The sequence below is a fragment of the Quisquiliibacterium transsilvanicum genome (genome assembly GCF_014202215.1).
In the GTDB taxonomy this organism is placed as follows: Bacteria; Pseudomonadota; Gammaproteobacteria; order Burkholderiales; family Burkholderiaceae_E; genus Quisquiliibacterium; species Quisquiliibacterium transsilvanicum.
The window spans coordinates 240,646-262,477 of sequence record NZ_JACHGB010000001.1; the positions used below are offsets into that span (position 1 = coordinate 240,646).

19 protein-coding genes are annotated in these 21,832 nt (G+C 70.8%); 12 read left to right on the forward strand and 7 right to left on the reverse strand.

Annotated elements, in window-relative coordinates; translation table 11 throughout:
• The first annotated feature begins 35 nt into the window (after positions 1 to 35).
• From HNQ70_RS01080 to HNQ70_RS01095, 4 genes are all read left to right on the forward strand, one after another.
• Positions 36 to 1,292, forward strand: a complete 1,257-nt coding sequence (locus HNQ70_RS01080) for a lipoprotein-releasing ABC transporter permease subunit (protein ID WP_183963442.1) — start codon at positions 36 to 38, stop codon at positions 1,290 to 1,292.
• Between the two features lie 8 nt (positions 1,293 to 1,300).
• On the forward strand, positions 1,301 to 2,032 hold the full coding sequence (locus tag HNQ70_RS01085; protein ID WP_183963444.1) for an ABC transporter ATP-binding protein: 732 nt from the start codon (positions 1,301 to 1,303) through the stop codon (positions 2,030 to 2,032).
• Between the two features lie 19 nt (positions 2,033 to 2,051).
• Positions 2,052 to 2,861 (forward strand): TatD family hydrolase, encoded by an 810-nt coding sequence (locus HNQ70_RS01090; RefSeq protein ID WP_183963446.1) that lies wholly within the window; start codon positions 2,052 to 2,054, stop codon positions 2,859 to 2,861.
• An 81-nt stretch (positions 2,862 to 2,942) separates the two neighbouring features.
• Positions 2,943 to 5,744, forward strand: a complete 2,802-nt coding sequence (locus HNQ70_RS01095; protein ID WP_183963448.1) for a DNA internalization-related competence protein ComEC/Rec2 — start codon at positions 2,943 to 2,945, stop codon at positions 5,742 to 5,744.
• Here the strand turns inward: HNQ70_RS01095 and HNQ70_RS01100 are convergent.
• Complete coding sequence (locus tag HNQ70_RS01100) at positions 5,638 to 6,420, reverse strand: 3-hydroxybutyrate dehydrogenase (protein ID WP_183963450.1); 783 nt, start codon at positions 6,418 to 6,420, stop codon at positions 5,638 to 5,640. The two genes, HNQ70_RS01095 and HNQ70_RS01100, sit on opposite strands and share 107 nt — an antisense overlap.
• 47 nt (positions 6,421 to 6,467) lie before the next feature.
• Between HNQ70_RS01100 and HNQ70_RS01105 the strand changes: the two genes are divergently transcribed.
• Positions 6,468 to 7,316 (forward strand): alpha/beta fold hydrolase, encoded by an 849-nt coding sequence (locus HNQ70_RS01105; protein ID WP_183963451.1) that lies wholly within the window; start codon positions 6,468 to 6,470, stop codon positions 7,314 to 7,316.
• Positions 7,317 to 7,337: 21 nt separating this feature from the next.
• Complete coding sequence (locus tag HNQ70_RS01110; protein ID WP_183963453.1) at positions 7,338 to 7,688, forward strand: RidA family protein; 351 nt, start codon at positions 7,338 to 7,340, stop codon at positions 7,686 to 7,688.
• A gap of 24 nt (positions 7,689 to 7,712) precedes the next feature.
• Here HNQ70_RS01110 and HNQ70_RS01115 read toward each other — a convergent pair whose 3' ends face one another.
• Together HNQ70_RS01115 and HNQ70_RS20570 are read right to left on the reverse strand one after the other, a co-directional pair.
• Positions 7,713 to 8,753, reverse strand: coding sequence for an extracellular solute-binding protein (locus tag HNQ70_RS01115; protein ID WP_183963455.1), 1,041 nt, complete (start codon positions 8,751 to 8,753; stop codon positions 7,713 to 7,715).
• A 182-nt stretch (positions 8,754 to 8,935) separates the two neighbouring features.
• A complete protein-coding gene (locus HNQ70_RS20570) occupies positions 8,936 to 9,766 on the reverse strand; it encodes a C40 family peptidase (RefSeq protein WP_221302587.1) in 831 nt (276 codons plus the stop codon).
• Between the two features lie 176 nt (positions 9,767 to 9,942).
• Between HNQ70_RS20570 and HNQ70_RS01125 the strand changes: the two genes are divergently transcribed.
• Positions 9,943 to 11,832: a propionate--CoA ligase gene (locus HNQ70_RS01125; protein WP_183963457.1), complete on the forward strand. Its 1,890-nt coding sequence runs from the start codon at positions 9,943 to 9,945 to the stop codon at positions 11,830 to 11,832.
• Here the strand turns inward: HNQ70_RS01125 and HNQ70_RS01130 are convergent.
• Entirely contained in the window at positions 11,829 to 12,803 is a 975-nt protein-coding gene (locus HNQ70_RS01130; protein WP_183963459.1) for a serine/threonine protein kinase, read from the reverse strand. The two genes, HNQ70_RS01125 and HNQ70_RS01130, sit on opposite strands and share 4 nt — an antisense overlap.
• 39 nt (positions 12,804 to 12,842) lie before the next feature.
• Here HNQ70_RS01130 and HNQ70_RS01135 point away from each other — a divergent pair, with 39 nt between their 5' ends.
• Positions 12,843 to 13,745, forward strand: a complete 903-nt coding sequence (locus HNQ70_RS01135; RefSeq protein ID WP_183963461.1) for a YdcF family protein — start codon at positions 12,843 to 12,845, stop codon at positions 13,743 to 13,745.
• 27 nt (positions 13,746 to 13,772) lie between these two features.
• Positions 13,773 to 15,059, forward strand: coding sequence for an MFS transporter (locus tag HNQ70_RS01140; RefSeq protein WP_183963463.1), 1,287 nt, complete (start codon positions 13,773 to 13,775; stop codon positions 15,057 to 15,059).
• A gap of 54 nt (positions 15,060 to 15,113) precedes the next feature.
• Here the strand turns inward: HNQ70_RS01140 and HNQ70_RS01145 are convergent, their stop codons facing one another.
• From HNQ70_RS01145 to HNQ70_RS01155, 3 genes are all read right to left on the reverse strand, one after another.
• Complete coding sequence (locus HNQ70_RS01145; protein ID WP_183963464.1) at positions 15,114 to 16,244, reverse strand: NAD(P)/FAD-dependent oxidoreductase; 1,131 nt, start codon at positions 16,242 to 16,244, stop codon at positions 15,114 to 15,116.
• A gap of 140 nt (positions 16,245 to 16,384) precedes the next feature.
• Positions 16,385 to 17,911 (reverse strand): fumarate hydratase, encoded by a 1,527-nt coding sequence (locus HNQ70_RS01150; RefSeq protein WP_183963466.1) that lies wholly within the window; start codon positions 17,909 to 17,911, stop codon positions 16,385 to 16,387.
• A 49-nt stretch (positions 17,912 to 17,960) separates the two neighbouring features.
• Positions 17,961 to 18,584 (reverse strand): TIGR00645 family protein, encoded by a 624-nt coding sequence (locus HNQ70_RS01155; protein ID WP_183963468.1) that lies wholly within the window; start codon positions 18,582 to 18,584, stop codon positions 17,961 to 17,963.
• A gap of 240 nt (positions 18,585 to 18,824) precedes the next feature.
• Between HNQ70_RS01155 and acs the strand changes: the two genes are divergently transcribed.
• The 3 genes from acs to HNQ70_RS01170 all read left to right on the forward strand — a co-directional run bounded on the left by acs (position 18,825) and on the right by HNQ70_RS01170 (position 21,804).
• Positions 18,825 to 20,807 (forward strand): acetate--CoA ligase, encoded by a 1,983-nt coding sequence (acs, locus tag HNQ70_RS01160; protein ID WP_183963470.1) that lies wholly within the window; start codon positions 18,825 to 18,827, stop codon positions 20,805 to 20,807.
• Between the two features lie 119 nt (positions 20,808 to 20,926).
• Positions 20,927 to 21,211, forward strand: coding sequence for a hypothetical protein (locus HNQ70_RS01165; RefSeq protein ID WP_183963472.1), 285 nt, complete (start codon positions 20,927 to 20,929; stop codon positions 21,209 to 21,211).
• Between the two features lie 2 nt (positions 21,212 to 21,213).
• On the forward strand, positions 21,214 to 21,804 hold the full coding sequence (locus HNQ70_RS01170; protein ID WP_183963474.1) for a tetratricopeptide repeat protein: 591 nt from the start codon (positions 21,214 to 21,216) through the stop codon (positions 21,802 to 21,804).
• Positions 21,805 to 21,832 lie beyond the last annotated feature (28 nt).

The following is a 21,832-nucleotide window of genomic DNA, read 5'->3' on the forward strand; positions in this document are numbered from 1 at the left end:
GCAAACTGTCCCGGCTCCCAACGACAGGATCTCGCTTGCAGCTCCCCTTCGAATGGCAGATCGGCCTGCGCTACACCCGCGCCGGGCGCGGGGCCGGTCGCCGCAACGGCTTCATCTCCTTCATCTCCGGGCTCTCGGTGGCCGGCATCGCGCTCGGCGTGGCCGCGCTGATCACCGTGCTGTCCGTCATGAACGGCTTCCAGAAGGAGGTCCGAGACCGCATGCTCTCCGTGCTCTCGCACGTGGAGGTGCTGGCCGGGCAGACGCCGCTCACCGATCCGACCGACGTGATCGCCCAGGCGCGCCGCAATCCGCGCGTGGTGGCGGGCGCGCCCTATGTCGCTGGCCAGGCGATGCTGACCCACGGCGAGTCGGTGCGCGGCGTGCTGGTGCGCGGCATCGACCCGGCGGTTGAGGCCTCGGTGTCGGAGTTCCTGCGCGACCTGCCGGCGGGCACGCTGCAGCGCCTGGTGCCCGGCGAGTTCGGCGCGATGATCGGGCGCGAGCTGGCGCGTCAGCTGCTGCTCGAAGTCGGCGACCGCATCACGCTGATCGCGCCGCAGGGAACGATGACCCCGGCCGGCGTCGTGCCGCGGCTGCGCCAGTTCACCATCGTCGGCGTGTTCGAGGCCGGGCACTACGAGTACGACAGCACGCTGGTGCTGACCCATCTCGAGGACGCCGGACGGCTGTTCCGGGTGGAGGGCGCCAGCGGTGTGCGGCTGATGACCAGCGACATGATGGCGGCGCCGGATATCGCCGGCGAGCTGGCGCGCACGCTGCAGGGCGACCTCTTCGTGCGCGACTGGTCGATGGAGAACCGCAACTGGTTCGCCGCGGTGCAGATCGAGAAGCGGATGATGTTCATCATCCTGACCCTGATCATCGCGGTGGCCGCCTTCAACCTGGTCTCGATGCTGGTGATGACCGTGACCGACAAGCAGGCCGACATCGCGATCCTGCGCACGCTCGGCGCCAGCCCGCGCAGCGTGATGCAGATCTTCATCGTGCAGGGGGCGATGGTGGGACTGCTGGGCACGCTGATGGGCGTGGTGCTCGGGGTGCTGCTGGCGCTGAACGTGGACACCGTGGTGGGCCTGGTCGAGCGGCTGTTCGGCTTCCAGGTTCTGCCCAAGGGCATCTACTTCATCGACAGCCTGCCCAGCGACCTGCACTGGGACGACGTCTGGAGCATCGGCGCCACCGCCTGCGTGCTGGCGCTGGCCTCGACGCTGTACCCGAGCTGGCGGGCTTCCCGGGTGCGCCCGGCCGAAGCGCTGCGCTACGAATGAGGCCTGCAATGCAGACCGACGCAGCTGTACGGGCCGACGCGGTTTCGGCCGATGCCATCGCTGGCACGCCGGTGATCTCGTGCCGCGCGCTGACCCGCACTTACGGCGACGGCGGCCACACGGTGCCGGTGCTGGCGGGCGTCGACTTCGACGTCGCAGCCGGCGAGCGCATCGCCATCGTCGGCGCGTCGGGTTCCGGCAAGAGCACGCTGCTGCACCTGCTCGGTGGGCTGGACGAGCCCACCTCGGGCTCGGTGCGCTGGCTCGGCGACGAGGTCTCGGGCCTGGGCCAGACCGAGCGGGGCGTGCGGCGCAACCGGCTGCTGGGCTTCGTCTATCAGTTCCATCACCTGCTGCCCGAGTTCAGCGCGCTGGAGAACGTGGCGATGCCGCTGCGGATCCGGCGCATGCCGGTGGCGCAGGCGCAGGCCGCCGCCCGCGAGATGCTTGCGCGCGTGGGCCTGGCGTCGCGCGTCGGCCATCTGCCCGGTGAGCTCTCCGGCGGCGAGCGGCAGCGGGTGGCGCTGGCCCGCGCGCTGGTGACCGAGCCGCGCTGCGTGCTCGCCGACGAGCCCACCGGCAACCTGGACCGCGGCACGGCGCGCCAGATGTTCGAGCTGATCGACGGCCTGAACCGCGAGCTCGCCACCAGCTTCGTCATCGTCACCCACGACCTCGAGCTCGCCGGGCATGCCAGCCGCGTGCTGACCATGCTCGACGGAAGGCTCGTCGCTGCCTGAAGCCCTGCAGGGGGCAGGGATGCTGATCGACACCCACTGCCACCTCGATGCTGCGGAGTTCGACGCGGACCGCGAGGCGGTGCTGTTGCGCGCGCGCGCGGCGGGCGTGGGATGCATCGTCATTCCCGCGGTGGAGCGCGCCAACTTCGAGATCGTGGCGCGCATCGCGCGGACCCTGCCGGGCTGCGCGTACGCGCTCGGCATCCATCCGATGTACGTGGATCGCGCCGGCCCCGACGACCTCGAGGCCTTGCGCGCGGCGCTGCAAGCGTCGATCGGCGATCCGCGGCTGGTGGCGATCGGCGAGATCGGCCTCGATTTCTTCGTGCCTGGGCTTGACCGTGCCCGGCAGGCGCTGTTCCTCGACGCGCAGCTGAAGATGGCCCGGGAATTCGGCCTGCCGGTGCTGCTGCACGTGCGCCGCTCGCAGGACACTCTGCTGGCGGCGCTCCGCCGCGCCCGCCCGCCCGGCGGGATCGCGCACGCCTTCAACGGCAGCCTGCAGCAGGCGCGGGGTTTCCTCGAGCAGGGCTTTGCGCTGGGCTTCGGCGGCGCGCTGACCTACGAGCGGGCGCTGCGCATCCGCCGGCTGGTCAGCGAACTGCCGGCGGATGCGCACGTGCTGGAAACCGATGCGCCCGACATGGCGCCGGAGTGGCTCTACCGCGAGCGAAACGAGCCCGGCGAGCTGCCGCGGATCGCGCAGGTGTTTGCGGGGCTCAGGGGCGTGGAGGTCGGCGAAGCCATCGATGCGACCGCGCGCAACGCGCTGCGGGTGCTGCCGCGGCTGGCGGCGCTGCTGGCCGGGGAGCAAGCAGCTTCCGGCTGAGCCCGGGGGATTCGGCCGCCGCGCCGATTGCGCCCGCCGAGCCGCGGCTGGAGCATCGGGGCGCACTTCCGAGCGAGGCCGATGTCCCGATCCGCTTCCACGCCGCCTCCGGGGCTGGCGGTCGTCGCGGCCTGCTGGTCCGTCCAGCAGCTGCCGGCGCTGCCGCCCGCCTGGGTCGCGGGCGCGCTGGCGGTCGCCGGGCTTCTGCTCGTGTGCGTCTCGCTGCGGCGGGCAGCCTGGCTGACCTGCATCGGGGCGGGCGCGGCCGCCGCCGGCTGGGCGCTGCTGCTGGCCGGCAGCCGGCTCGATGAGCGGCTCCCGGCCGGCCTCGAGGGGGTCGATCTTCGGGTTGCCGGCATCGTCGAGGACATGCCCCAGTCCGACGAACGCGGGCTGCGCTTCCGCTTCCTCATCGAGCGCTGCGAGGCGGATGGGCAGCCGTGCCCGGCGCCCCGTTCGGTACGGCTGGGCTGGTACTCCGGGTCGAGGCCCTGGGGCGGCGTGGCCGCGCCCAAGGCTGCGGCAAGCCGGGCACGCGCGCTTCCCGATCTGCGGCCCGGCGAGCGCTGGGAGTTCACGGTGCGGCTGAAGCGTCCGCATGCGAGTCTCAACCCCTACCTGTTCGACTCCGAGCTGAGGTCGGTCCAGGAAGGGATCTCGGCGGTCGGCTACGTGCGCCTGCCGGGCAAGGGGGCAGTTGGGGACGGCGCGCGCCGCATCGACGCCTTCGTCGTCCGGCCAGCTCTGCTCGTCGAACGCGCACGCCATGCGATCAGGGAACGCATGCTGTCGGCGCTGGCGGGGGCCGATGCGGTGCCTCGCGGGGTGCTGGTCGCGCTGACGGTCGGCGACCAGGCGGCGATTTCGGCGCCCTGGTGGGAGCTCTTCAATCGCACCGGCATCGGCCACCTGATGAGCATCTCGGGCCTGCACATCACGATGCTCGCCGCGCTGGGAGCGGCGCTGGCCGGACGGATCTGGAACAGCAGGCGGCTCGCGCTGCGCATGCATCCGGCCTCGCTGCCGGCGCGCTGGCCGGCGCCCTACGCACGCTGGACCCTCGGGCTGCTGGTGGCCTTCTCCTATGCGGGGCTGGCGGGGTGGGGCATCCCCGCCCAGCGCACCTGCTGGATGATCGCCGCCGCCGGGCTGGCCCTGCTTGGGGGCCGGGCGCGCTCGCCGGTGGCGGTGCTGTCCACGGCTGGCGCAGCGGTCTGCGTGCTCGATCCGTGGGCGCCGCTGGCCGCGGGGTTCTGGCTGTCCTTCGCGGCGGTGGCGTCGATCGTCTGGTACGGGTCCGCGCGCGGCGGTGCTGCGCCGCGGGCGGATGCGGCACCGTCGTCCGAGCCTGCCTCCGAGATGGCCGGCGCACCGGAGGCGTGCACCCGTGGCGGGCCCGCGCAGCCGCACGCGACGCCCGGTGCTGCTGCGTCGCTGCACGCGAGGCCCGGTGCTGCTGCGTCGCTGCACGCGTCGTCACCCCAGCCCGCACAGCCGCGCGGGCCGGCGCCGCCCGGCGGCTGGCGGGACCGCCTTCGCCGCACGCTGCGGGAGGCGCTGCGTTCCCAGTTCGCTGCGACGCTGGTGCTGATCCCGCTCGGAGTTATGTTCTTCTCGTCGGTGTCGCTGGTCAGTCCGCTGGCCAACGCGGTGGCGATTCCGCTGGTGTCCGGCGTGATCACCCCGCTGGCGATGGCCGGTGCGGCGCTGGCGATGGCCTGGGAGCCGCTTGGCGCGTGGGCGCTCTGGATCGCGAGCTGGCTCACCGGGGCGCTGCTGGCGGCAATGCAGTGGCTGGACGCCGGCAGCGCCTCGGCCTTGCCGGTGCCCCGTCCCAGCCCTTTTGCGCTGCTGCTGGCTGCGGCGGCCTGCGCCTTCGTGCTTGCGCCAGCCCGCTTCGCCGGCCGCTGGCTGGCCTCGCTGGGTCTGTGCCCGCTACTGCTGGCGCCCGCTGATCGGCCGGCCACCGGCGAGATCCGGCTGACCGCGCTGGACGTGGGGCAGGGCACTGCGGTGCTGATCGAGACCGCCCGCGGCCGGCTGCTCTACGACACCGGCCCTGCGCTCGGCCCCGACAGCGACGCGGGAGCCAGGGTGCTGGTGCCGTGGCTCAGGGCCCGCGGCATCGACCGTCTCGAAGCCCTGGTGGTCTCGCACGAGGATCTCGACCATGCCGGCGGCGCGCTGGCGGTGCTCAAGGGCGTGGGGGTCGAGTGGGTGTCGAGCTCGCTACCGGCGGAACACCCGGTGCTGGCGGCCTCGCCACGGCACTACCCCTGCCGCCGCGGCGAGCGCTGGCAGTGGGGCGAGGTGGGCTTCGAGTGGCTGCATCCCGGGCCGGAGCCGGTCGGCCCTGCGCGCTCGACGACCAACGCGCGCAGCTGCGTGCTGCGGGTGCACGGCGCGGCGGGCGCGGTGCTGCTCGCGGGCGACATCGAGGCAGCGCAGGAGCGACGCCTGCTGTCGCTGATCGAGCCCTCGCGGCTGCGAGCGCAGGTGCTGCTCGCGCCCCATCACGGCAGCCGAACCTCCTCGTCGCCGGCCTTCCTGGATGCGGTGGCGCCGCAACTCGCGGTGTTCCAGGTGGGGTATCGAAACCGCTACCGGCATCCGAACTCCGCGGTGCTGGAGCGCTACCTTGCGCGCGGCATCGGCGTGCTGCGCAGCGACGCGCATGCCGCGATCGAGATCCGGCTGCAGCCGGGGCAGGCGCCGCAGGTGGTGCGGCACCGGGTCGACCGGCCGCGCTGGTGGCGCGTGCCGGTCGCCGAAGACGCTACTGCGCCGTCCAGCCCCCGTCGATCGTCCAGGCCGCGCCCCGCACCTGCTGGGCGGAGTCGGAGCACAGGAACACAGCCAGATCGCCGATCTGCTCCGGGGTGACGAACTCCAGCGAAGGCTGCTTCTCGCCGAGCAGGCTCACGCGCGCCTCGTCGGCGCTGATGCCCTGCGCGGCGGCGCGCGCGTCGATCTGCTTCTGGACCAGCGGAGTGAGAACCCAGCCCGGACAGATCGCGTTACAGGTGATGCCGGTGCGCGCGTTCTCGAGCGCGACCACCTTGGTGAGGCCGATGATGCCGTGCTTGGCGGCCACGTAGGCTGCCTTCTCGGCCGAAGCCACCAGTCCGTGCGCCGAGGCCACGTTGATGATGCGGCCCCAGTTGCGCTTCTGCATCGCCGGCAGCGCGCAGCGCGAGGCGTGGAACGCGGCCGAGAGGTTGAGCGCGATGACCGCGTCCCACCGCTCGGGCGGGAAATCCTGCACCGGCGCCACGTGCTGGATGCCTGCGTTGTTGACGAGGATGTCGATGGCGCTGCCGCGCTTGCCGATCGAGGCGAACATTGCGTCGATCTGCGCCGGCTGCATCAGGTCGGCGCCCTCGTAGGAGACCTTCACGCCGAACTCGGCTTCGAGGCCCGCGCGGATCCGGTCGATCTCCGCGGCATCGCCGAAACCGTTGAGCACCAGGTCGGCGCCCTGGCGTGCGAGCGCCCGTGCAATCCCCAGGCCAATGCCGCTGGTCGATCCGGTGACCAGGGCCGTCTTACCTTTAAGCATCTGCGCTCCCTGCTAAGATTCCTGCCGATTCTACAGGGGAGCGTTCCGTGTCCGAACCCAAGCTGCGCCACGTCACTTGTGCAAGCCCGAAGGGCCTGCACCGCATCGGCTACGCCGAGTGGGGACGCCGCGATGCACCGCTGCTCCTCTGCGTGCACGGCCTCACGCGCAACGGCCGCGACTTCGACGCGCTCGCCGAGCGCCTTGCCGACCGCTATCGCGTGGTCTGTCCCGACATGCTGGGGCGCGGCACCTCCGACCGCGCGGCCGACCCCGCGCTGTACGCGGTGCCGCAGTACATCGCCGACTGCATCACGCTGATCGCGCGCCTCGACGTCGAGGAGCTCACCTGGCTGGGCACCTCGATGGGCGGAGTGATCGGCATGGCGGTCGCAGCGATGCCGGGCAACGCAGTGCGCCGTCTCATCCTCAACGACATCGGACCCGAGGTCGGCCAGGTCGGCATCGGCCGCATCGGCGGCGACATCGGGGACGATCCGACCTTCGCGAGCTTCGAGGAGGGCGAGCGGGAGCTGCGCGGCCGCATGTCCGAGTTCGGCCCGCACAACGACGAGCAGTTCCGCTACCTGTCGCGGCACTACGTGGTGCAGCGCGACGGCCGCTGGACCTTCCACTACGACCCCGGCATCGGCGCCGGCTTCCGTGCCGCAGCAGGCCAGCCCGCCCCGTCGCTGTGGCCCTTCTATGAAGCGATCCGCTGTCCGGTGCGCGTGATCCGGGGCGCAAGCTCGGACATCCTGTCGGAGCAGACCGCGCTCGAGATGACGCGCCGCGGTCCGAAGGCGCGCGTCGAAGTGGTGCCGGGCGTCGGACACGCGCCCTCGCTGATCCCCGCCGAGCAGATCGATCTCGTCGAGCGAATGCTCGCCGACTGACCACCGAACCCAGGAGAATTCATGACCATCACCCGCCTGCACGTCGGCCCCCGGATGTCCGAGGCCACGATCCACAATGGCGTCGTCTACCTTGCCGGGCAGGTGGCCGGCGATCCGTCGCAGGACGCGGCTGGACAGACCCGCCAGGTGCTGGCGGCGATCGACGGGCTGCTCGCCGAGGCGGGCAGCGACAAGACGCGCATTCTCCAGGCCACCATCTTCCTCAAGTCGATCGGCGATTTTCGCGCGATGAACTCGGTGTGGGATACCTGGGTGCCGGCGGGCCAGACGCCGGCGCGCGCCACCGTCGAGGCCGGCCTGGCGCGGCCGGAGTACCTGGTGGAGATCAAGGTCATCGCCGCGCAGAACTGAGCGCGGCGATGGGCCCCGCGAGGCTCAGCGCCAGCCGGCGCGGTCGATGATCTTGGCCGCGGTCACCTGGCTGCGGCCGATCGAGCCGATCGGCAGCTGGTCGACCTTGAACTCGCCCAGCGAATCGAGTTCCGGGTTCTTCGCGGCGGCCGACTTGACCACCGGCCATTCGTTGTTGCCGCCGGCGAAGTAGGCCTGGGCCGAGTCGCCGGCCAGGTACTCGAGAAACTTCACCGCGGCAGCACGGTTCGGCGCGTGGCGGGCGACGCCGCCGCCGGACACGTTCACGTGGGTGCCCCAGCCGGACTGGTTCGGCATCACGATCCCCACCTTGTCCACCGCTTCGCGGTCGGCCGGCTTGTCGGAGCGCATCATGCGCACGAAGTAGTACGTGTTGGTCAGCGCGACGCCGCATTCGCCGGTGGCCACGGCGCGGATCTGATCGGTGTCGCCGCCGCGCGGGCTGCGCGCGAAGTTGGCGACCACGCCCCTGGCCCATTTTTCGGCTTCCGCCTCGCCGAGGTGTTCGGACACCGCGCCGATCAGCGACAGCATGTAGGGGTGCGCCCCGGAGCGGGTGCATACCTGGCCCTTGAGCGCCGGCGACGCGAGGTCCTGGTAGTTGCGCACGTTCTCGGGCCTGATCGCCTTCTTGTTGTAGACGATGACCCGGGCGCGGGTGGAGAAGCCGAACCACTGGCTGCCCTTGCCGTCGTCCTTGCTGCGCAGGAAAGCGGGCACGCGCTCCTGGAGCACGGCGGACTTGACGGGCTGGAACAGGCCTTCGACCTCGGCCTTCCACAGCCGGGCCGCATCGACCAGCAGGATGACGTCCGCCGGGCTGTTGGCGCCCTCGTTGCGCAGGCGCTCGAGAATCGCCTCGTCGCCGGCCTCGATCCGGTTGATGCGGATGCCGGTGGTGCGGGTGAAGTCGGCGTACAGGGCCTCGTCGGTCTGGTAGTGCCGGGCCGAGTAGAGGTTCAGCTCCTTGTCCTGCGATATGGCGGGAGCGGCTGCGAACAGGGCGCCCGCTACCACGGCGACACCGGCGATCATGGATTTCATCGTGTGGATCCTGTGAGTTCTGCTGGGACGGGCGGCCAGTCCGCTGCCACGGCCCCGCGGCCCACGACGTCTTGCTGGCTACCCTGGCGCGAGTCTAGGGGAATCTTCATGGGAACGCAAATACGACGCGTTCGCATTCCAAGTGACAATGCCATGCCTGCCAGAGGCGCCGTCCGGGCCGCTCAGTAGCCGGTGTCGAAGGGGAATGCGACGGGCCCCGCAACCTGGGGCTGTGTCCGCTGCGAGGGGACAGGGGCCGGGCCGAGGGCCTGGCGCGCGCCGGCCTGGGCGGTGTTGCGCGCCGGGTACACGCCAGCGGAGGCGATGCCGGCAGCGCCGGACGCGGCGCCCGCCACCGCCGAGGAAACCCCGGCCATGGCCGAGGAGACGCCCGCCATCGCCGACGAGACTCCCGCCGAGGCGGCGGAGAGGGCGGCCGCGCTAGGACCCAGGCCCGCTGCAGCAATGGCCGGCCCGGCGTCGCCGTCGTCGCCGGAGTCGATCAGCCTGCGTCCGCCATTGAAGCGATTCGCCCAGTAACTGCCGGCGATGCGCTCGACGCGGACCTTGCCGCCGGACGAGGGCGCATGCACGAACCTGCCGTCGCCGATGTAGATGCCGACGTGCGAGAAGGCCCGGCGCAGCGTGTTGAAGAAGACCAGGTCGCCCGGTTGCAGCTCGCCGCGTCCGACCGGCGCTCCGGCACGGCTCATCTCCATCGCGCGACGCGGCAGGACCAGGCCTGCGGCATCCTCGAAGACGTGGCGTACCAGCCCGCTGCAGTCGAGCCCGGTCTCGGGGGCATTGCCGCCCCACTTGTAGGGGACGCCAAGCAGCCCCATCGCTCGCGAAACGAGCTGATCCGCGAGGCCCCGGGCCTCGACCGGCGCAGCCGTCTCGGCGATCGCGTCGGGCGGCGCTGCGAAGGCCGCCGCACAGGCCAGCAGCGCCGCCGTGAGCGCCCGCAGCGGAAGACGAAGGGCGTACGGGCGGGGCAGGGCAGGTGTCGGCATCCGGCGCAGGTTATTCGAACTTTGACGGCAGTGTCAAAAATCCTGACGAACGGGGTCGGGAACGGTCACAATCGGGCGTGGGCCGGGGCGGGCGGCCGCGGGGCGATGCAGGCATCCTTCCCCTCGCGAGCGCGTGCTTCGGCACGGTCGGCACACCTGAGCAACGGGGGAGACAAGTGGACCTGAAGAGCTTTCATCGCCGCTCCATCGAAGATCGCGGCGGCTTCTGGGCGGAGCAGGCTGGCCTGATCGAGTGGCACAAGCCGTTCGCCGCGGTGCTCGACTACTCGCGGCCGCCGTTCGCGCGCTGGTTCGTGGGAGGCGAGACCAACCTGTGCCACAACGCGATCGATCGCCACCTGCTCACGCAGCCCGATGCGCCCGCGCTGCATTTCGTGTCCACCGAGACCGGCGAGGAGCGCAGCTACAGCTTTGCCGAGCTGTATCGCGAGGTGGTGCGGATGGCGGCGATCATGCTCGCGCAAGGGGTCGGCCGTGGCGACCGCGTGCTGATCTACATGCCGATGATTCCCGAGGCGGCCTTCGCGATGCTGGCCTGCGCGCGGATCGGCGCCATCCACTCGGTGGTCTTCGGGGGCTTCGCGTCGCGCAGCCTGGCGAGCCGGATCGACGACGCCCGTCCCAGTCTGATCGTCTCCGCCGATGCGGGCTCGCGCAACGGCCGCGTGATCGCCTACAAGCCGCTGCTCGACGAGGCGATCTCCCTCTGCGCGCACAAGCCCGAGCGGGTCCTGATGGTGGACCGCGGACTCGCGCCCTTCGCCAGCGTGCCCGGGCGCGACCTCGGCTACGCTGCGCTGCGCGAGGAGCACCTCGACGCCGACATCCCGGTGACCTGGCTGGAATCGAACGAGGTGAGCTACACGCTCTACACCTCGGGCACCACCGGCAACCCCAAGGGCGTGCAGCGCGACGTCGGCGGCTACGCGGTGGCGCTGGCCGCGTCGATGAAGCACATCTTCTGCGGCAATCCCGGCGAGACCTATTTCTGCACCAGCGACATCGGCTGGGTGGTCGGGCATTCCTACATCGTCTACGGGCCGCTGATCGCGGGAATGGCGACCATCCTCTACGAAGGCACTCCGATACGTCCCGATGCCGGCATCCTCTGGCGGCTGGTCGAGCGGCACCGCGTCTCGGTGATGTTCTCCGCGCCCACTGCGATCCGCGTGCTGAAGAAGCAGGATCCGGCCTGGCTGACGAAGTACGACACCTCGTCGCTGCGCGCGCTGTTCCTCGCCGGCGAGCCGCTGGACGAGCCGACGGCGCGCTGGATTTCCGAGGGCCTGGGCCGGCCGATCGTGGACAACTACTGGCAGACCGAGACCGGGTGGCCGATCCTGACGGTGGCCCACGGCATCGAGAAGACGCCGACGCGCTTCGGCAGTCCGGGGATGGCGATGTACGGCTACGACGTGCGCCTGCTCCACGAGCAGACCGGCGAGGAGGTGGCCGCCAACCAGAAGGGGGTGGTGGCGATAGAGCCGCCGCTGCCGCCGGGGTGCATGCAGACGATCTGGGGCGATGACGAGCGCTTCGTCAAGACCTACTTCGAGACGATTCCCGGACGGCTGGTCTACTCCACTTTCGACTGGGGGATCCGCGACCCTGATGGCTACTACTTCATTCTCGGCCGCACCGACGACGTGATCAACGTGGCCGGGCATCGCCTGGGCACCCGCGAGATCGAGGAGTCGCTGTCCAGCCATGAGGCACTCGCCGAGTGCGCGGTGGTGGGCGTCGCCGACCAGCTAAAGGGCCAGGTCGCGGTGGCCTTCGCAGTGCTGAAGGATCCGGCGCGGGCCGGCACGCCCGAGGCGCGCCAGGCGCTCGAGGGCGAGCTGATGGCCATCGTCGATCGCCAGCTCGGCGCGGTGGCGCGGCCGGCGCGGGTGCACTTCGTCGGCATGCTGCCGAAGACGCGCTCGGGCAAGGTGCTGCGGCGCTCCATCCAGGCGATCTGCGAGCGGCGTGATCCCGGCGATCTGACCACGATCGAGGACGCTTCGGCGCTCGACCAGGTGCGCGACGCGCTGGCGAGCTAGGGCGTGAGCGGCGGCTCCGACATCGCCGCCACCTGCTCGCGCAGCTCCAGGATGCGGTCCTGCCAGTAGCGGGCGGTGCCGAACCAGGGGAAGGCCGCGGGAAAGGCGGGGTCGTGCCAGCGCCTCGCGATCCACGCGGAGTAGTGGATCAGGCGCAGCGTGCGCAGCGGCTCGATCAGTCCGAGTTCGCTGCGGTCGAATTCTGCGAAGCGCTCATAGCCCGCGAGCACGTCCCGCAGCTGGCGGGACATCGCCTCGGCGTCGCCGGACAGCAGCATCCAAAGGTCCTGGATCGCGGGCCCGCTGCGCGCGTCGTCGAAGTCGACGAAGTGGGGACCGTCGTCGGTCCAGAGGATGTTGCCGGGATGGCAGTCGCCGTGCAGGCGCAGCCGGCGCATGGCCGGGCGCTGCGCGAACGCGGCGCGCACTGCGGCGAGCGCCTGGTCGACGATGCCGGACCACGCGGGGAGAAGGTCGTCCGGGATGCTGCCATGGGCGAGCAGCCAGCCGCGCGGCTCCTCGCCGAAGCTGGCCAGGTCCAGCGCCGGGCGTTCGATGAAGGGCCGGGTCGCGCCGACCGCGTGGATGCGGCCGATGAAGCGGCCCAGCCACTCCAGCACCGACGGATCCTCGAGTTCGGGCGCGCGCCCGCCCCGGCGCGGGTAGAGCGCGAAACGGTAACCGGAGTGCGCATGCAGCGTGGCGCCGCCGATCTCGATCGGCGCCACGACGGGGATCTCCCGCGCGGCCAGCTCCGCGGTGTACGCATGTTCCTCGAGGATCTGCGCGTCGCTCCAGCGGTCCGGCCGGTAGAACTTGGCGATCACCGTGCCGCCGTCCTCCAGCCAGGCCTGGTAGACGCGGTTCTCGAAGCTGTTGAGGGCGAGCAGCCGGCCGTCGGTGCGCAGCCCGACCCCATCGATGGCGTCGAGCGTGCAGTCCGGGGTCAGCCCGGCATAGGGTTCGTCCATCGGGGCATTCTATTCGACGTGCTCGCATAGAATCCGGCGATGGATCTGGTCAGTCTCCGGTGGCTCCTCTCGAACCTGCTGCTGCCGCCTGCCGCGCCGCTGCTGCTCGCGGCGGCGGGGCTGGTGCTGCTGCTCACGGCGGGCGCACGGGGCGGCGCGGACGGCGGCGCACGGGGCGGCGCAGGGGGCGGCGCGCGCGGCCCGGACGGCGGCTTGCGGGGCGTGGCGGCGCGGGGCGGGTCGCGGGCGCGCGCCGGCCGGGTCCTGCTGGCGATCGGGCTGGCGTCAGCTTGGTTGACTTCGATGCCGCTGGGCGCACAGCTGATCGCCCGTTGGGTCGAGGGCGACCTGTCGGCGCTCACCGATGAGCGCCTGCGCGAGGAGCTCGCTGGCCCGAGGCCGCCCGGTGCGATCGTGATCCTGGCAGGCGGCGCCACCCACGACGAGCGCGAGCGCCCGCACCGCGATTCGGTCAACGCGCTGACGCTGCAGCGACTGGCGCAGGGCGCCCGGATTGCGAGGCTCACCGGGCTGCCGATGCTGCTGAGCGGCGGGCGCGCGCCGGACCGCGAATACGCCGAGGCCGCGCTCATGGCGCGCGTGCTCGAGGAGAGCCTGGGCCTTTCGGCGCGCTGGATCGAGGACACCTCACGCGACACCGCGGGCAACGCCCGCCTGACGGCCGAGCGGCTGCGCGCGGCCGGCGTGGGCCGGATCGTGCTGGTCACGCAGGCCTATCACATGCGGCGCTCCCAGGCCGCGTTCGAGGCGGCCGGGCTCGAGGTGCTGGCGGCCCCGCACGGCTTCATGGGCGGCGTGAAGGTGGACGGCATCGGCAGCTTCCTGCCCAGCGCCGGCGCGGTGCGCACCAGCTGGCTGGCGCTGCACGAGGCGCTGGGGCTGGTCTGGTACCGGCTGCGCGGCCACGTCCAGCCCGGCTGAACCGAGGACCCCCGATAGAATCCGCCGATGCCCGTCTTCGACCGCTCCGCGCTGAACCCGGGAGTCGCGCCCCGCGAGGTGTTCGCGTGGGCGATGTATGACTTCGCCAACTCCGGCTACACCACCGTGGTGCTCACCGCGGTCTTCAACGCCTACTTCGTCGGCGCAGTGGCGGGCAACGCGAGCTGGGCGACGCTGGCCTGGACGCTCGCGCTGGCCGCGTCCAGCGTGCTGGTGATGCTCACCGCGCCGGCGCTCGGCGCGTGGGCCGACGCGCACGGCGCGAAGAAGCGGCTGCTGCTGATGGCCACCGTGGGCTGCGTCGCGGGCACCTGCGCGCTCGCGTTCGCGCAGCCCGGCACCCTTGCGCTGGCGGTGTTCGCAGTGATCGTCTCGAACTATTTCTTCAGCCTGGGCGAGGGGCTGGCGGCAGCCTTCCTGCCAGAGCTGTCGCGCCACGAGGCGCTCGGCAGGGTCTCCGGCTGGGGCTGGAGCTTCGGCTACTTCGGCGGAATGCTCACGCTGGGCCTGTGCCTGGCGGTCGTGCTGTCGGCGCAGGCGTCGGGCCGCCCCGCCACCGAGTTCGTCCCGATGACGATGTGGATCACCGCAGCGGTGTTCGCGGTGGCCGCAGCGCCGGTCTTCCTGCTGCTGAAGGAGCGCGCGCGCACGGGACAGGCGGCGGTGGCGCACGGGCGCACCGCGCTGCAGCGGCTGGCCCATACCTGGCGCGAGTCCGCCCGCTTCCGGGACTTCCGCCGGCTGCTGCTGTGCGGCTGCAGCTACCAGGCCGGCATCGCTGTGGTGATCGCGCTGGCCGCGGTCTACGCCGAGCAGGCGATGGGCTTCACCCAGACGCAGACGATGATGCTGGTCTTCCTGGTCAACATCGCGTCGGCCGCCGGCGCCTTCCTGTTCGGCTATGCGCAGGACCGGATCGGGCACAAGCGGGCGCTGGCCTGGACGCTCTGGGGCTGGGTCGCGATGGTGGCCCTGGCCTCGCTGGGCCGCTCGGTCGAGATGTTCTGGCTGGCGGCGACGCTGGCCGGACTGTGCATGGGGTCGAGCCAGTCCTGCGGCCGGGCCATGGTGGGCGCGATGTCGCCGCCGGAACGGCTGGGAGAGTTCTACGGGCTGTGGACCTTCGCGGTGCGGCTGGCCGCCATCGTCGGGCCGGTCACCTACGGGCTGGTGACCTGGATCACGCTGGGCAACCATCGGCTGGCGATCGGCGTCACGGGCATCTTCTTCCTGGCCGCGCTGGCGGTGCTGCGCGGCATCGACGTCGAGCGCGGGGTCGCGGCAGCGCGCTGAGCAAGTCGGCGAGCTGAGCGCGGCGGCGTGACCCCGCGGGGCGGGGCGCTTTGCTCAGGCCCGGCGCAGACGCGCGGGCGACAGCATCGCTTCGTCGATCCCGGCATCCGCGATTTGCGCGGGCAGTGCGCGGCGCCGCAGCAGCGCTGCGCAGGCCTCGCCCATCGCCGCGCTGGTCTGGATGCCGTAGCCGCCCTGGGCCGCCACCCAGAAGAAGTCCGGGGCCGCCGGATCCCAGCCGCCGACCAGGTCGCCATCGTCGACGAAGGAGCGGAGGCCGGCCCAGGTGCGGATCGGCCGCCGGATCGACAGCGTGCAGGCCGCCTCGATCCGGTCGATCGCCAGCGCGATGTCCAGTTCCTCGGGCTGAACGTCCTGCGGGAAGGTCGGATCGGCGTTCGCCGGCGAGCCCAGCAGCACGCCCGCGTCCGGCCTGACGTAGAAGGTTTCGTCGACGTCGAGGAACATCGGCCAGCGTGCGGTTTCCAGACCTTCGGGTGCTGCGAAGGTGAAGGCCGAACGGCGCTTGGGCACCAGGCCGATCGGCGCCACTCCTGCGCGCTGCGCGAGTTCGTCGCACCAGGCGCCTGCGGCATTGACCAGCACGGTTGCCAGCCAGCCGCCCTGCGGCGTCCGGACCCGCCAGCCGCCGGGCTCGCGCGAGATCGACAGCGCCTCCGCGCTGGCGATCACCTCGGCGCCCGCGCGCCGCATCGAGCGCAGGAAGCCCTGGTGCAGCGCGTGGACGTCGATGTCGAAGGCCTCGGGCTCCAGCAGCGCGGCGGCGGCGGCCTCGGGCCGCAGCACCGGCACCCGCTGCCGTGCGGCATTCCCGTCGATGCGGTGCAGCGCCGGCGCGGTGCCGCGAATCTCGTCATGCAGCGCCTGCAGCGCGTCGAGCCGATCGGCCGCAGCCACGATCATCACCTCGCGCGGCGAGACCAGCGGCGTGTCGGCGAAGCCTGCAGGCGGGCGCTCGAGGAAGGGGCGGGTGGCCGCGGTGAGCGCGCGGACCTGTGCAGTGCCGTAGCCAGCCCACCAGAGCGCCGCCGAGCGGCCGGTGGAGTGGTAGCCGGGATGCGGCTCGCGCTCAAGCAGCGCGACACGGCCGTGCGGCGCAAGGAAATGGCCGACCGAGGCGCCGGCAATGCCGCCGCCCACGATCAGCCAGTCGACCCGGTTCATGCGCCGCTGCCGCAGGGCAGGGCGCCGGCGGCACAAGGCGTCACGAGCCGGCGAAACGCATCACGCGGCCGAGACCGGCATCGCGCGGCTGCGACCGGCATCGCGCGGCTGCGACCGGCAGCGCGCGGCTGCGATCCGCATCAAGCAGTGGTGACCGGGATCTTTCCGATCCGCGCCTGCCATTCGGCCGGTCCGGTCTGGTGAACCGAGGTGCCCTCGGCGTCCACCGCCACGGTCACCGGCATGTCCTGCACCTCGAACTCGTAGATCGCCTCCATGCCGAGATCCTCGAAGCCGAGCACCTTCGCGCCCTTGATCGCCTTGGACACCAGGTAGGCCGCGCCGCCCACCGCCATCAGGTAGGCCGCCTTGTGCTTGCGGATCGCCTCGATGCCGGCCGGGCCGCGCTCGGCCTTGCCCACCATCGCGATCAGCCCGGTCTGCGCCAGCATGGTCTCGGTGAACTTGTCCATCCGGGTGGCCGTGGTGGGACCGGCCGGACCGACCACCTCGTCGCGCACCGGGTCCACCGGACCCACGTAGTAGATGACGCGGTTGGTGAAGTCCACCGGCAGCTTCTCGCCGCGGGCCAGCATGTCCTGGATGCGCTTGTGCGCGGCATCGCGGCCGGTCAGCATTTTCCCGTTCAGCAGCAGCGTCTGGCCGGGTTTCCACGAGGCCACCTCCGCGGGTGTCAGCGTGTCCAGGTTCACGCGGGTCGAAGTCTTGGTGTCCGGCGCCCAGTTCACCTTGGGCCACTCGTCCAGGCTGGGCGGCTCGCAGAAGGCCGGGCCCGAACCGTCGAGCGTGAAGTGCGCATGTCGGGTGGCCGCGCAGTTGGGGATCATCGCCACCGGCTTGGACGCCGCGTGGGTCGGATACATCTCGATCTTGACGTCCAGCACCGTGGTCAGCCCGCCCAGGCCCTGCGCGCCGATGCCCAGCGCATTGACCTTCTCGTAGAGCTCGATGCGCAGCTCCTCGACCTTGTCCTTGGGGCCGCGGGCCAGCAGCTCGTGCATGTCGAGCGGCGCCATCAGCGACTCCTTGGCCATCAGCATCGCCTTCTCGGCGGTGCCGCCGATGCCGATGCCCAGCATGCCGGGCGGGCACCAGCCGGCGCCCATCGTCGGCACGGTCTTCATCACCCAGTCGACCAGCGAGTCCGACGGGTTGAGCATCACGAATTTCGACTTGTTCTCCGAGCCGCCGCCCTTGGCGGCGACCGTGACGTCGACGCTGTCGCCCGGCACCAGCTCCATGTGGATCACCGCCGGCGTGTTGTCCTTCGTGTTCTTGCGCTCGAAGTGCGGGTCGGCCACCACCGATGCGCGCAGCACGTTGTCCGGGTTCAGGTAGCCGCGGCGCACGCCCTCGTTGACCGCATCCGCGATCGAGCGCTCGCCGAAGCCCTCGAAGCGCACGCCCATGCCGATCTTCAGGAACACGTTGACGATGCCGGTGTCCTGGCAGATCGGGCGATGGCCCTCGGCGCACATCCTCGAGTTGGTGAGGATCTGCGCGATGGCGTCCTTCGCCGCCGGGCCCTGCTCGGCCTCGTAGGCGCGGGCCAGGTGCCGGATGTAGTCGGCCGGGTGGTAGTAGCTGATGAACTGCAGCGCGGCGGCGACCGACTCGACGAGGTCGTCCTGCTTGATCACGGTCATGGCTGGGGTCCGATTGGTTTGGGGGCGTTCGGCGGCCGGGCCGCCTCGTTCAGTGGCCGTGGCCGGCGTCGGCAGCCCGGTCCGGCGGCCGCCCGGACGTGCCGGCCGGCTTGTGCTGTCCACCCATCATGATCCGGTCGATCAGCGCGATCGAGATTGCCGACACCAGGAACACGCAGTGGATGATGGTCTGCCACATCATGGTCTGCACCGGCAGAGTGCCGGAGGAGATGAAGGTCTTCAGCAGGTGGATCGACGAGATCCCGATGATCGCGGTGCCGAGCTTGACCTTCAGCACGTTGGCGTTCACGTGCGACAGCCACTCGGGCTGGTCGGGATGGCCCTCGAGACGGAGCCGGGAGACGAAGGTCTCGTAGCCGCCGATGATCACCATGATCAGCAGGTTGGAGATCATCACCACGTCGATCAGCGAGAGCACGATGATCATGATCACCGTCTCCTTGCTGCGCTCGGCAATGCCGAGGCGGTCGACGGTGGCGTCGAGCGCGCCCGGGTTCCATAGCAGTTCCACCAGGTGGATCAGCTCCTCCGCGAACAGGAACACGTAGACCACCTGCGCGATGATCAGGCCGACGTACAACGGCAACTGCAGCCAGCGGCTGGCAAAGATCAGCCTGGGGATGAAGCTCAGGGGCTTGTTCTCGTCGATCATCGGGGGGTTCGCCTTAAGATTCGGGCGGATTTTATCGGAATTGCGTCGCAGCACCGGGCCGCTCCCGGCCCGTCCGACGCGCCCTGCTTCGTTTGCCGGCGGGGCTCGCGCCGCTCGCTGCGATGCTTCATTGCTTCGCCGCCGCCGTAAGGAGGCTGTAAGGCGCGCTGCTTACGGTCCAGTTCATGAGAGGGCGCGGCTGCGGGTGCACAACCCTGGCAAGCTGAAGGAGACAGAAGAATGACTTCGCAGATCACATCGGTGCTTCAGGAAACGCGGCTGTTCCCGCCGCCCGAGGCGCTCGTCCGGCAGGCGACGATTTCCGGCATCGCCCAGTACGCGGCGATGTGCGCCGAGGCAGAGCAGGATTACCGAGGCTTCTGGGCCCGCCTGGCCCGTGAACACGTGCTCTGGCACAAGCCCTTCACCCGCGACCTCGACGACAGCCAGGCGCCGTTCTACAAGTGGTTCGAGGACGGCGAGCTCAACGTCTCCTACAACTGCCTCGACCGCCACCTGGGCACGCCGGTGGAGAACAAGACCGCGATCCTGTTCGAGGCCGATGACGGCACCGTCACGCAGGTCACCTACCGCGAGCTGTACCACCGCGTCTGCCGCTTCGCCAACGGGCTGAAGGCGCTCGGTTACCGCAAGGGCGAGCGCGCGATCATCTACATGCCGATGTCCGTCGAGGGCATCGTCGCGATGCAGGCCTGCGCCCGGCTCGGCATCATTCACTCCGTGGTGTTTGGCGGGTTCTCCGCGAAGAGCCTGCAGGAGCGCATCCAGGACGCCGGCGCTACACTGGTGATCGCCGCCGACGCGCAGGTGCGCGGCGGCAAGCACATCCCGCTCAAGCCTGCCGTCGACGAGGCCTTCGCGCTGGGCGGCTGCGAGTCGGTGCGCAAGGTGGTCGTCTACCGCCGCACCGACGGACCGGTGCCGATGGTGGCCGGCCGCGACGTCGCCTGGGACGAGGTGGTGCAGGGGCAGGCCGACGACTGCGAACCCGAATGGGTCGGCGCCGAGCACCCGCTGTTCATCCTCTACACCTCGGGCTCAACCGGCAAGCCCAAGGGCGTGCAGCACTCGTCGGGCGGCTACTTGCTGCAGGCGGTGCTGTCGATGAAGTGGACCTTCGACCTCAAGCCCGACGACGTGTTCTGGTGCACCGCCGATATCGGCTGGGTCACCGGCCACACCTACATCACCTACGGCCCGCTGGCCTGCGGCGCCACCGAGGTGGTGTTCGAGGGCGTGCCAACCTTCCCGAATGCGGGCCGCTTCTGGGAGATGATCGAGCGCCACAAGGTGACCATCTTCTACACCGCGCCGACGGCGATCCGCTCGCTCATCAAGGCGGCCGACCTCTCCCCGAACCACCATCCGCGCAACTACGACCTGTCCACGCTGCGGATCATCGGTTCGGTGGGAGAGCCGATCAATCCCGAGGCCTGGATGTGGTACCACACGCAGGTGGGCGGCGGCCGCTGCCCCGTGGTGGACACCTGGTGGCAGACCGAGACCGGCGGCCACATGATCACGCCGCTGCCGGGGGTGCACACGCTCAAGCCGGGCTCCTGCACGATGCCGCTGCCCGGCATTGCCGCAGCGATCGTCGACGAGACCGGCACCGACGTCGAGAAAGGCAAGGGCGGTTTCCTGGTCGTCAAGAAGCCCTGGCCGTCGATGATCCGCACCATCTGGGGCGACCCCGATCGCTTCCGCAAGTCCTACTTCCCCGACGATTTCCAGGGCCGCTTCTACCTGGCCGGAGACGGCGCCTCGCTCGACCTCGACGGCTACTTCTGGATCATGGGCCGCATCGACGACGTCCTCAACGTGTCGGGTCACCGGCTGGGCACGATGGAGATCGAGTCCGCGCTGGTGTCGAACCCGCAGGTTGCCGAGGCCGCGGTCGTCGGTCGCCAGGACGATCTCACCGGTGAGGCGGTGGTCGCCTTCGTGGTGCTGAAGCAGGCCCGTCCGGCCGGCGCGGACGCCGCCAGGATCGCCGACGAACTGCGCGCGTGGGTGGCGAAGGAGATCGGGCCGATCGCCAAGCCCAAGGACATCCGCTTCGGCGACAACCTGCCCAAGACGCGCTCCGGAAAGATCATGCGCCGCCTGCTGCGCGCGGTGGCCAAGGGCGAGGAAATCACCCAGGACGTCTCCACGCTGGAGAACCCGGCGATCCTGGAACAGTTGAAACAGCCCCTCTGACGGGGCGAAGCGTCGCCGCCGGCCGCGACCGGCGGCGACGCTTCGTACGAAGCACCTTGAAGCACCGGCGACCGGGACGCAGATGCCCGGCGCCGTCGAAACGATGGGGAGGGGACTGGATGCAGCTGTTTCTCGCGCTGGTGCACGAGCTGGTGAAATTCGCCGGCCTGCTGCTGATCGGCCAGGGGCTGGTCCTGGTGTTCAGCTTCGGGCGCCACGAGACCAATCCGGTCTACGGTTTCTTTCGCTTCCTGACCTCGCCGATCGTCCGCGCGACACGCGCAATCACCCCGACCAGGGTGGCCGACCGCCATGTGCCGGTGGTCGCCTTCCTGCTGCTCTTCTGGCTGTGGTTCGCGCTGATCTTCGTGCGCCGTTCGCTGATCCTGCAGGGGGCCGCCTGACCATGGACACCGCACGCGCGATGAACGGCTGGTACTGGCGGCAGATGGCCACCTGGGCGGGAATCCTCGGCCGGCGCGAGCTCGCCCGCGAGTACTGGGAACGTCTCTGGGCGCTGCGCCCGGCGGACCCCTCGGTGATGGAGACGCTGGCCCACCTGCACGCGGTCAAGGGCGAGCGGCCCGAGGCAATCGCGCTCTTCGAACGGGCGCTGGCCATCGACGCGTCGCGGCCTGCCGGCTGGTTCAACCTCGGATTCCTGCGTCAGGAGTCCGGGGCGCACGAGGAAGCGCTCGAGGCATTCGACCGGGCGCTGGCGCTCGACGGAAAGCACGACCGCGCCTGGTACGGCCGGGGACTGTCGCTGATGAAGCTCGGGCGGATCGAGGAGGCGGTCGAAGCCTTCCGCCGCAATTCCGCGCTGCAGCCGATGAGTCCCTACGGCTGGTACCAGATGGTGCACGCGCTGCTGAGACTCGATCGACGCGACGAGGCCGAGAAGGCGATGCGCCGGCTCGCCGGCTTCGAGCCCAAGGTGGTCGAGCAGCTGCAGCGCGAGACCGGCATCGACATCGGCGTGAAGCTTCCGTTCTGAGAGGCCTGCAACGCAAGGAGGCAGTCGC

What these genes read in the sequence shown, in the direction of transcription:
- HNQ70_RS01085 (WP_183963444.1), top strand. Translation starts at nt 1,301, where the DNA reads ATGCAGACCGACGCAGCTGTACGGGCCGACGCGGTTTCGGCCGATGCC.
- HNQ70_RS01090 (WP_183963446.1), top strand. Translation starts at nt 2,052, where the DNA reads ATGCTGATCGACACCCACTGCCACCTCGATGCTGCGGAGTTCGACGCG.
- HNQ70_RS01095 (WP_183963448.1), top strand. Translation starts at nt 2,943, where the DNA reads ATGTCCCGATCCGCTTCCACGCCGCCTCCGGGGCTGGCGGTCGTCGCG.
- HNQ70_RS01100 (WP_183963450.1), bottom strand. Translation starts at nt 6,420, where the DNA reads ATGCTTAAAGGTAAGACGGCCCTGGTCACCGGATCGACCAGCGGCATT.
- HNQ70_RS01110 (WP_183963453.1), top strand. Translation starts at nt 7,338, where the DNA reads ATGACCATCACCCGCCTGCACGTCGGCCCCCGGATGTCCGAGGCCACG.
- HNQ70_RS01115 (WP_183963455.1), bottom strand. Translation starts at nt 8,753, where the DNA reads ATGAAATCCATGATCGCCGGTGTCGCCGTGGTAGCGGGCGCCCTGTTC.
- HNQ70_RS20570 (WP_221302587.1), bottom strand. Translation starts at nt 9,766, where the DNA reads ATGCCGACACCTGCCCTGCCCCGCCCGTACGCCCTTCGTCTTCCGCTG.
- HNQ70_RS01130 (WP_183963459.1), bottom strand. Translation starts at nt 12,803, where the DNA reads ATGGACGAACCCTATGCCGGGCTGACCCCGGACTGCACGCTCGACGCC.
- HNQ70_RS01135 (WP_183963461.1), top strand. Translation starts at nt 12,843, where the DNA reads ATGGATCTGGTCAGTCTCCGGTGGCTCCTCTCGAACCTGCTGCTGCCG.
- HNQ70_RS01140 (WP_183963463.1), top strand. Translation starts at nt 13,773, where the DNA reads ATGCCCGTCTTCGACCGCTCCGCGCTGAACCCGGGAGTCGCGCCCCGC.
- HNQ70_RS01145 (WP_183963464.1), bottom strand. Translation starts at nt 16,244, where the DNA reads ATGAACCGGGTCGACTGGCTGATCGTGGGCGGCGGCATTGCCGGCGCC.
- HNQ70_RS01150 (WP_183963466.1), bottom strand. Translation starts at nt 17,911, where the DNA reads ATGACCGTGATCAAGCAGGACGACCTCGTCGAGTCGGTCGCCGCCGCG.
- HNQ70_RS01155 (WP_183963468.1), bottom strand. Translation starts at nt 18,584, where the DNA reads ATGATCGACGAGAACAAGCCCCTGAGCTTCATCCCCAGGCTGATCTTT.
- acs (WP_183963470.1), top strand. Translation starts at nt 18,825, where the DNA reads ATGACTTCGCAGATCACATCGGTGCTTCAGGAAACGCGGCTGTTCCCG.
- HNQ70_RS01165 (WP_183963472.1), top strand. Translation starts at nt 20,927, where the DNA reads ATGCAGCTGTTTCTCGCGCTGGTGCACGAGCTGGTGAAATTCGCCGGC.
- HNQ70_RS01170 (WP_183963474.1), top strand. Translation starts at nt 21,214, where the DNA reads ATGGACACCGCACGCGCGATGAACGGCTGGTACTGGCGGCAGATGGCC.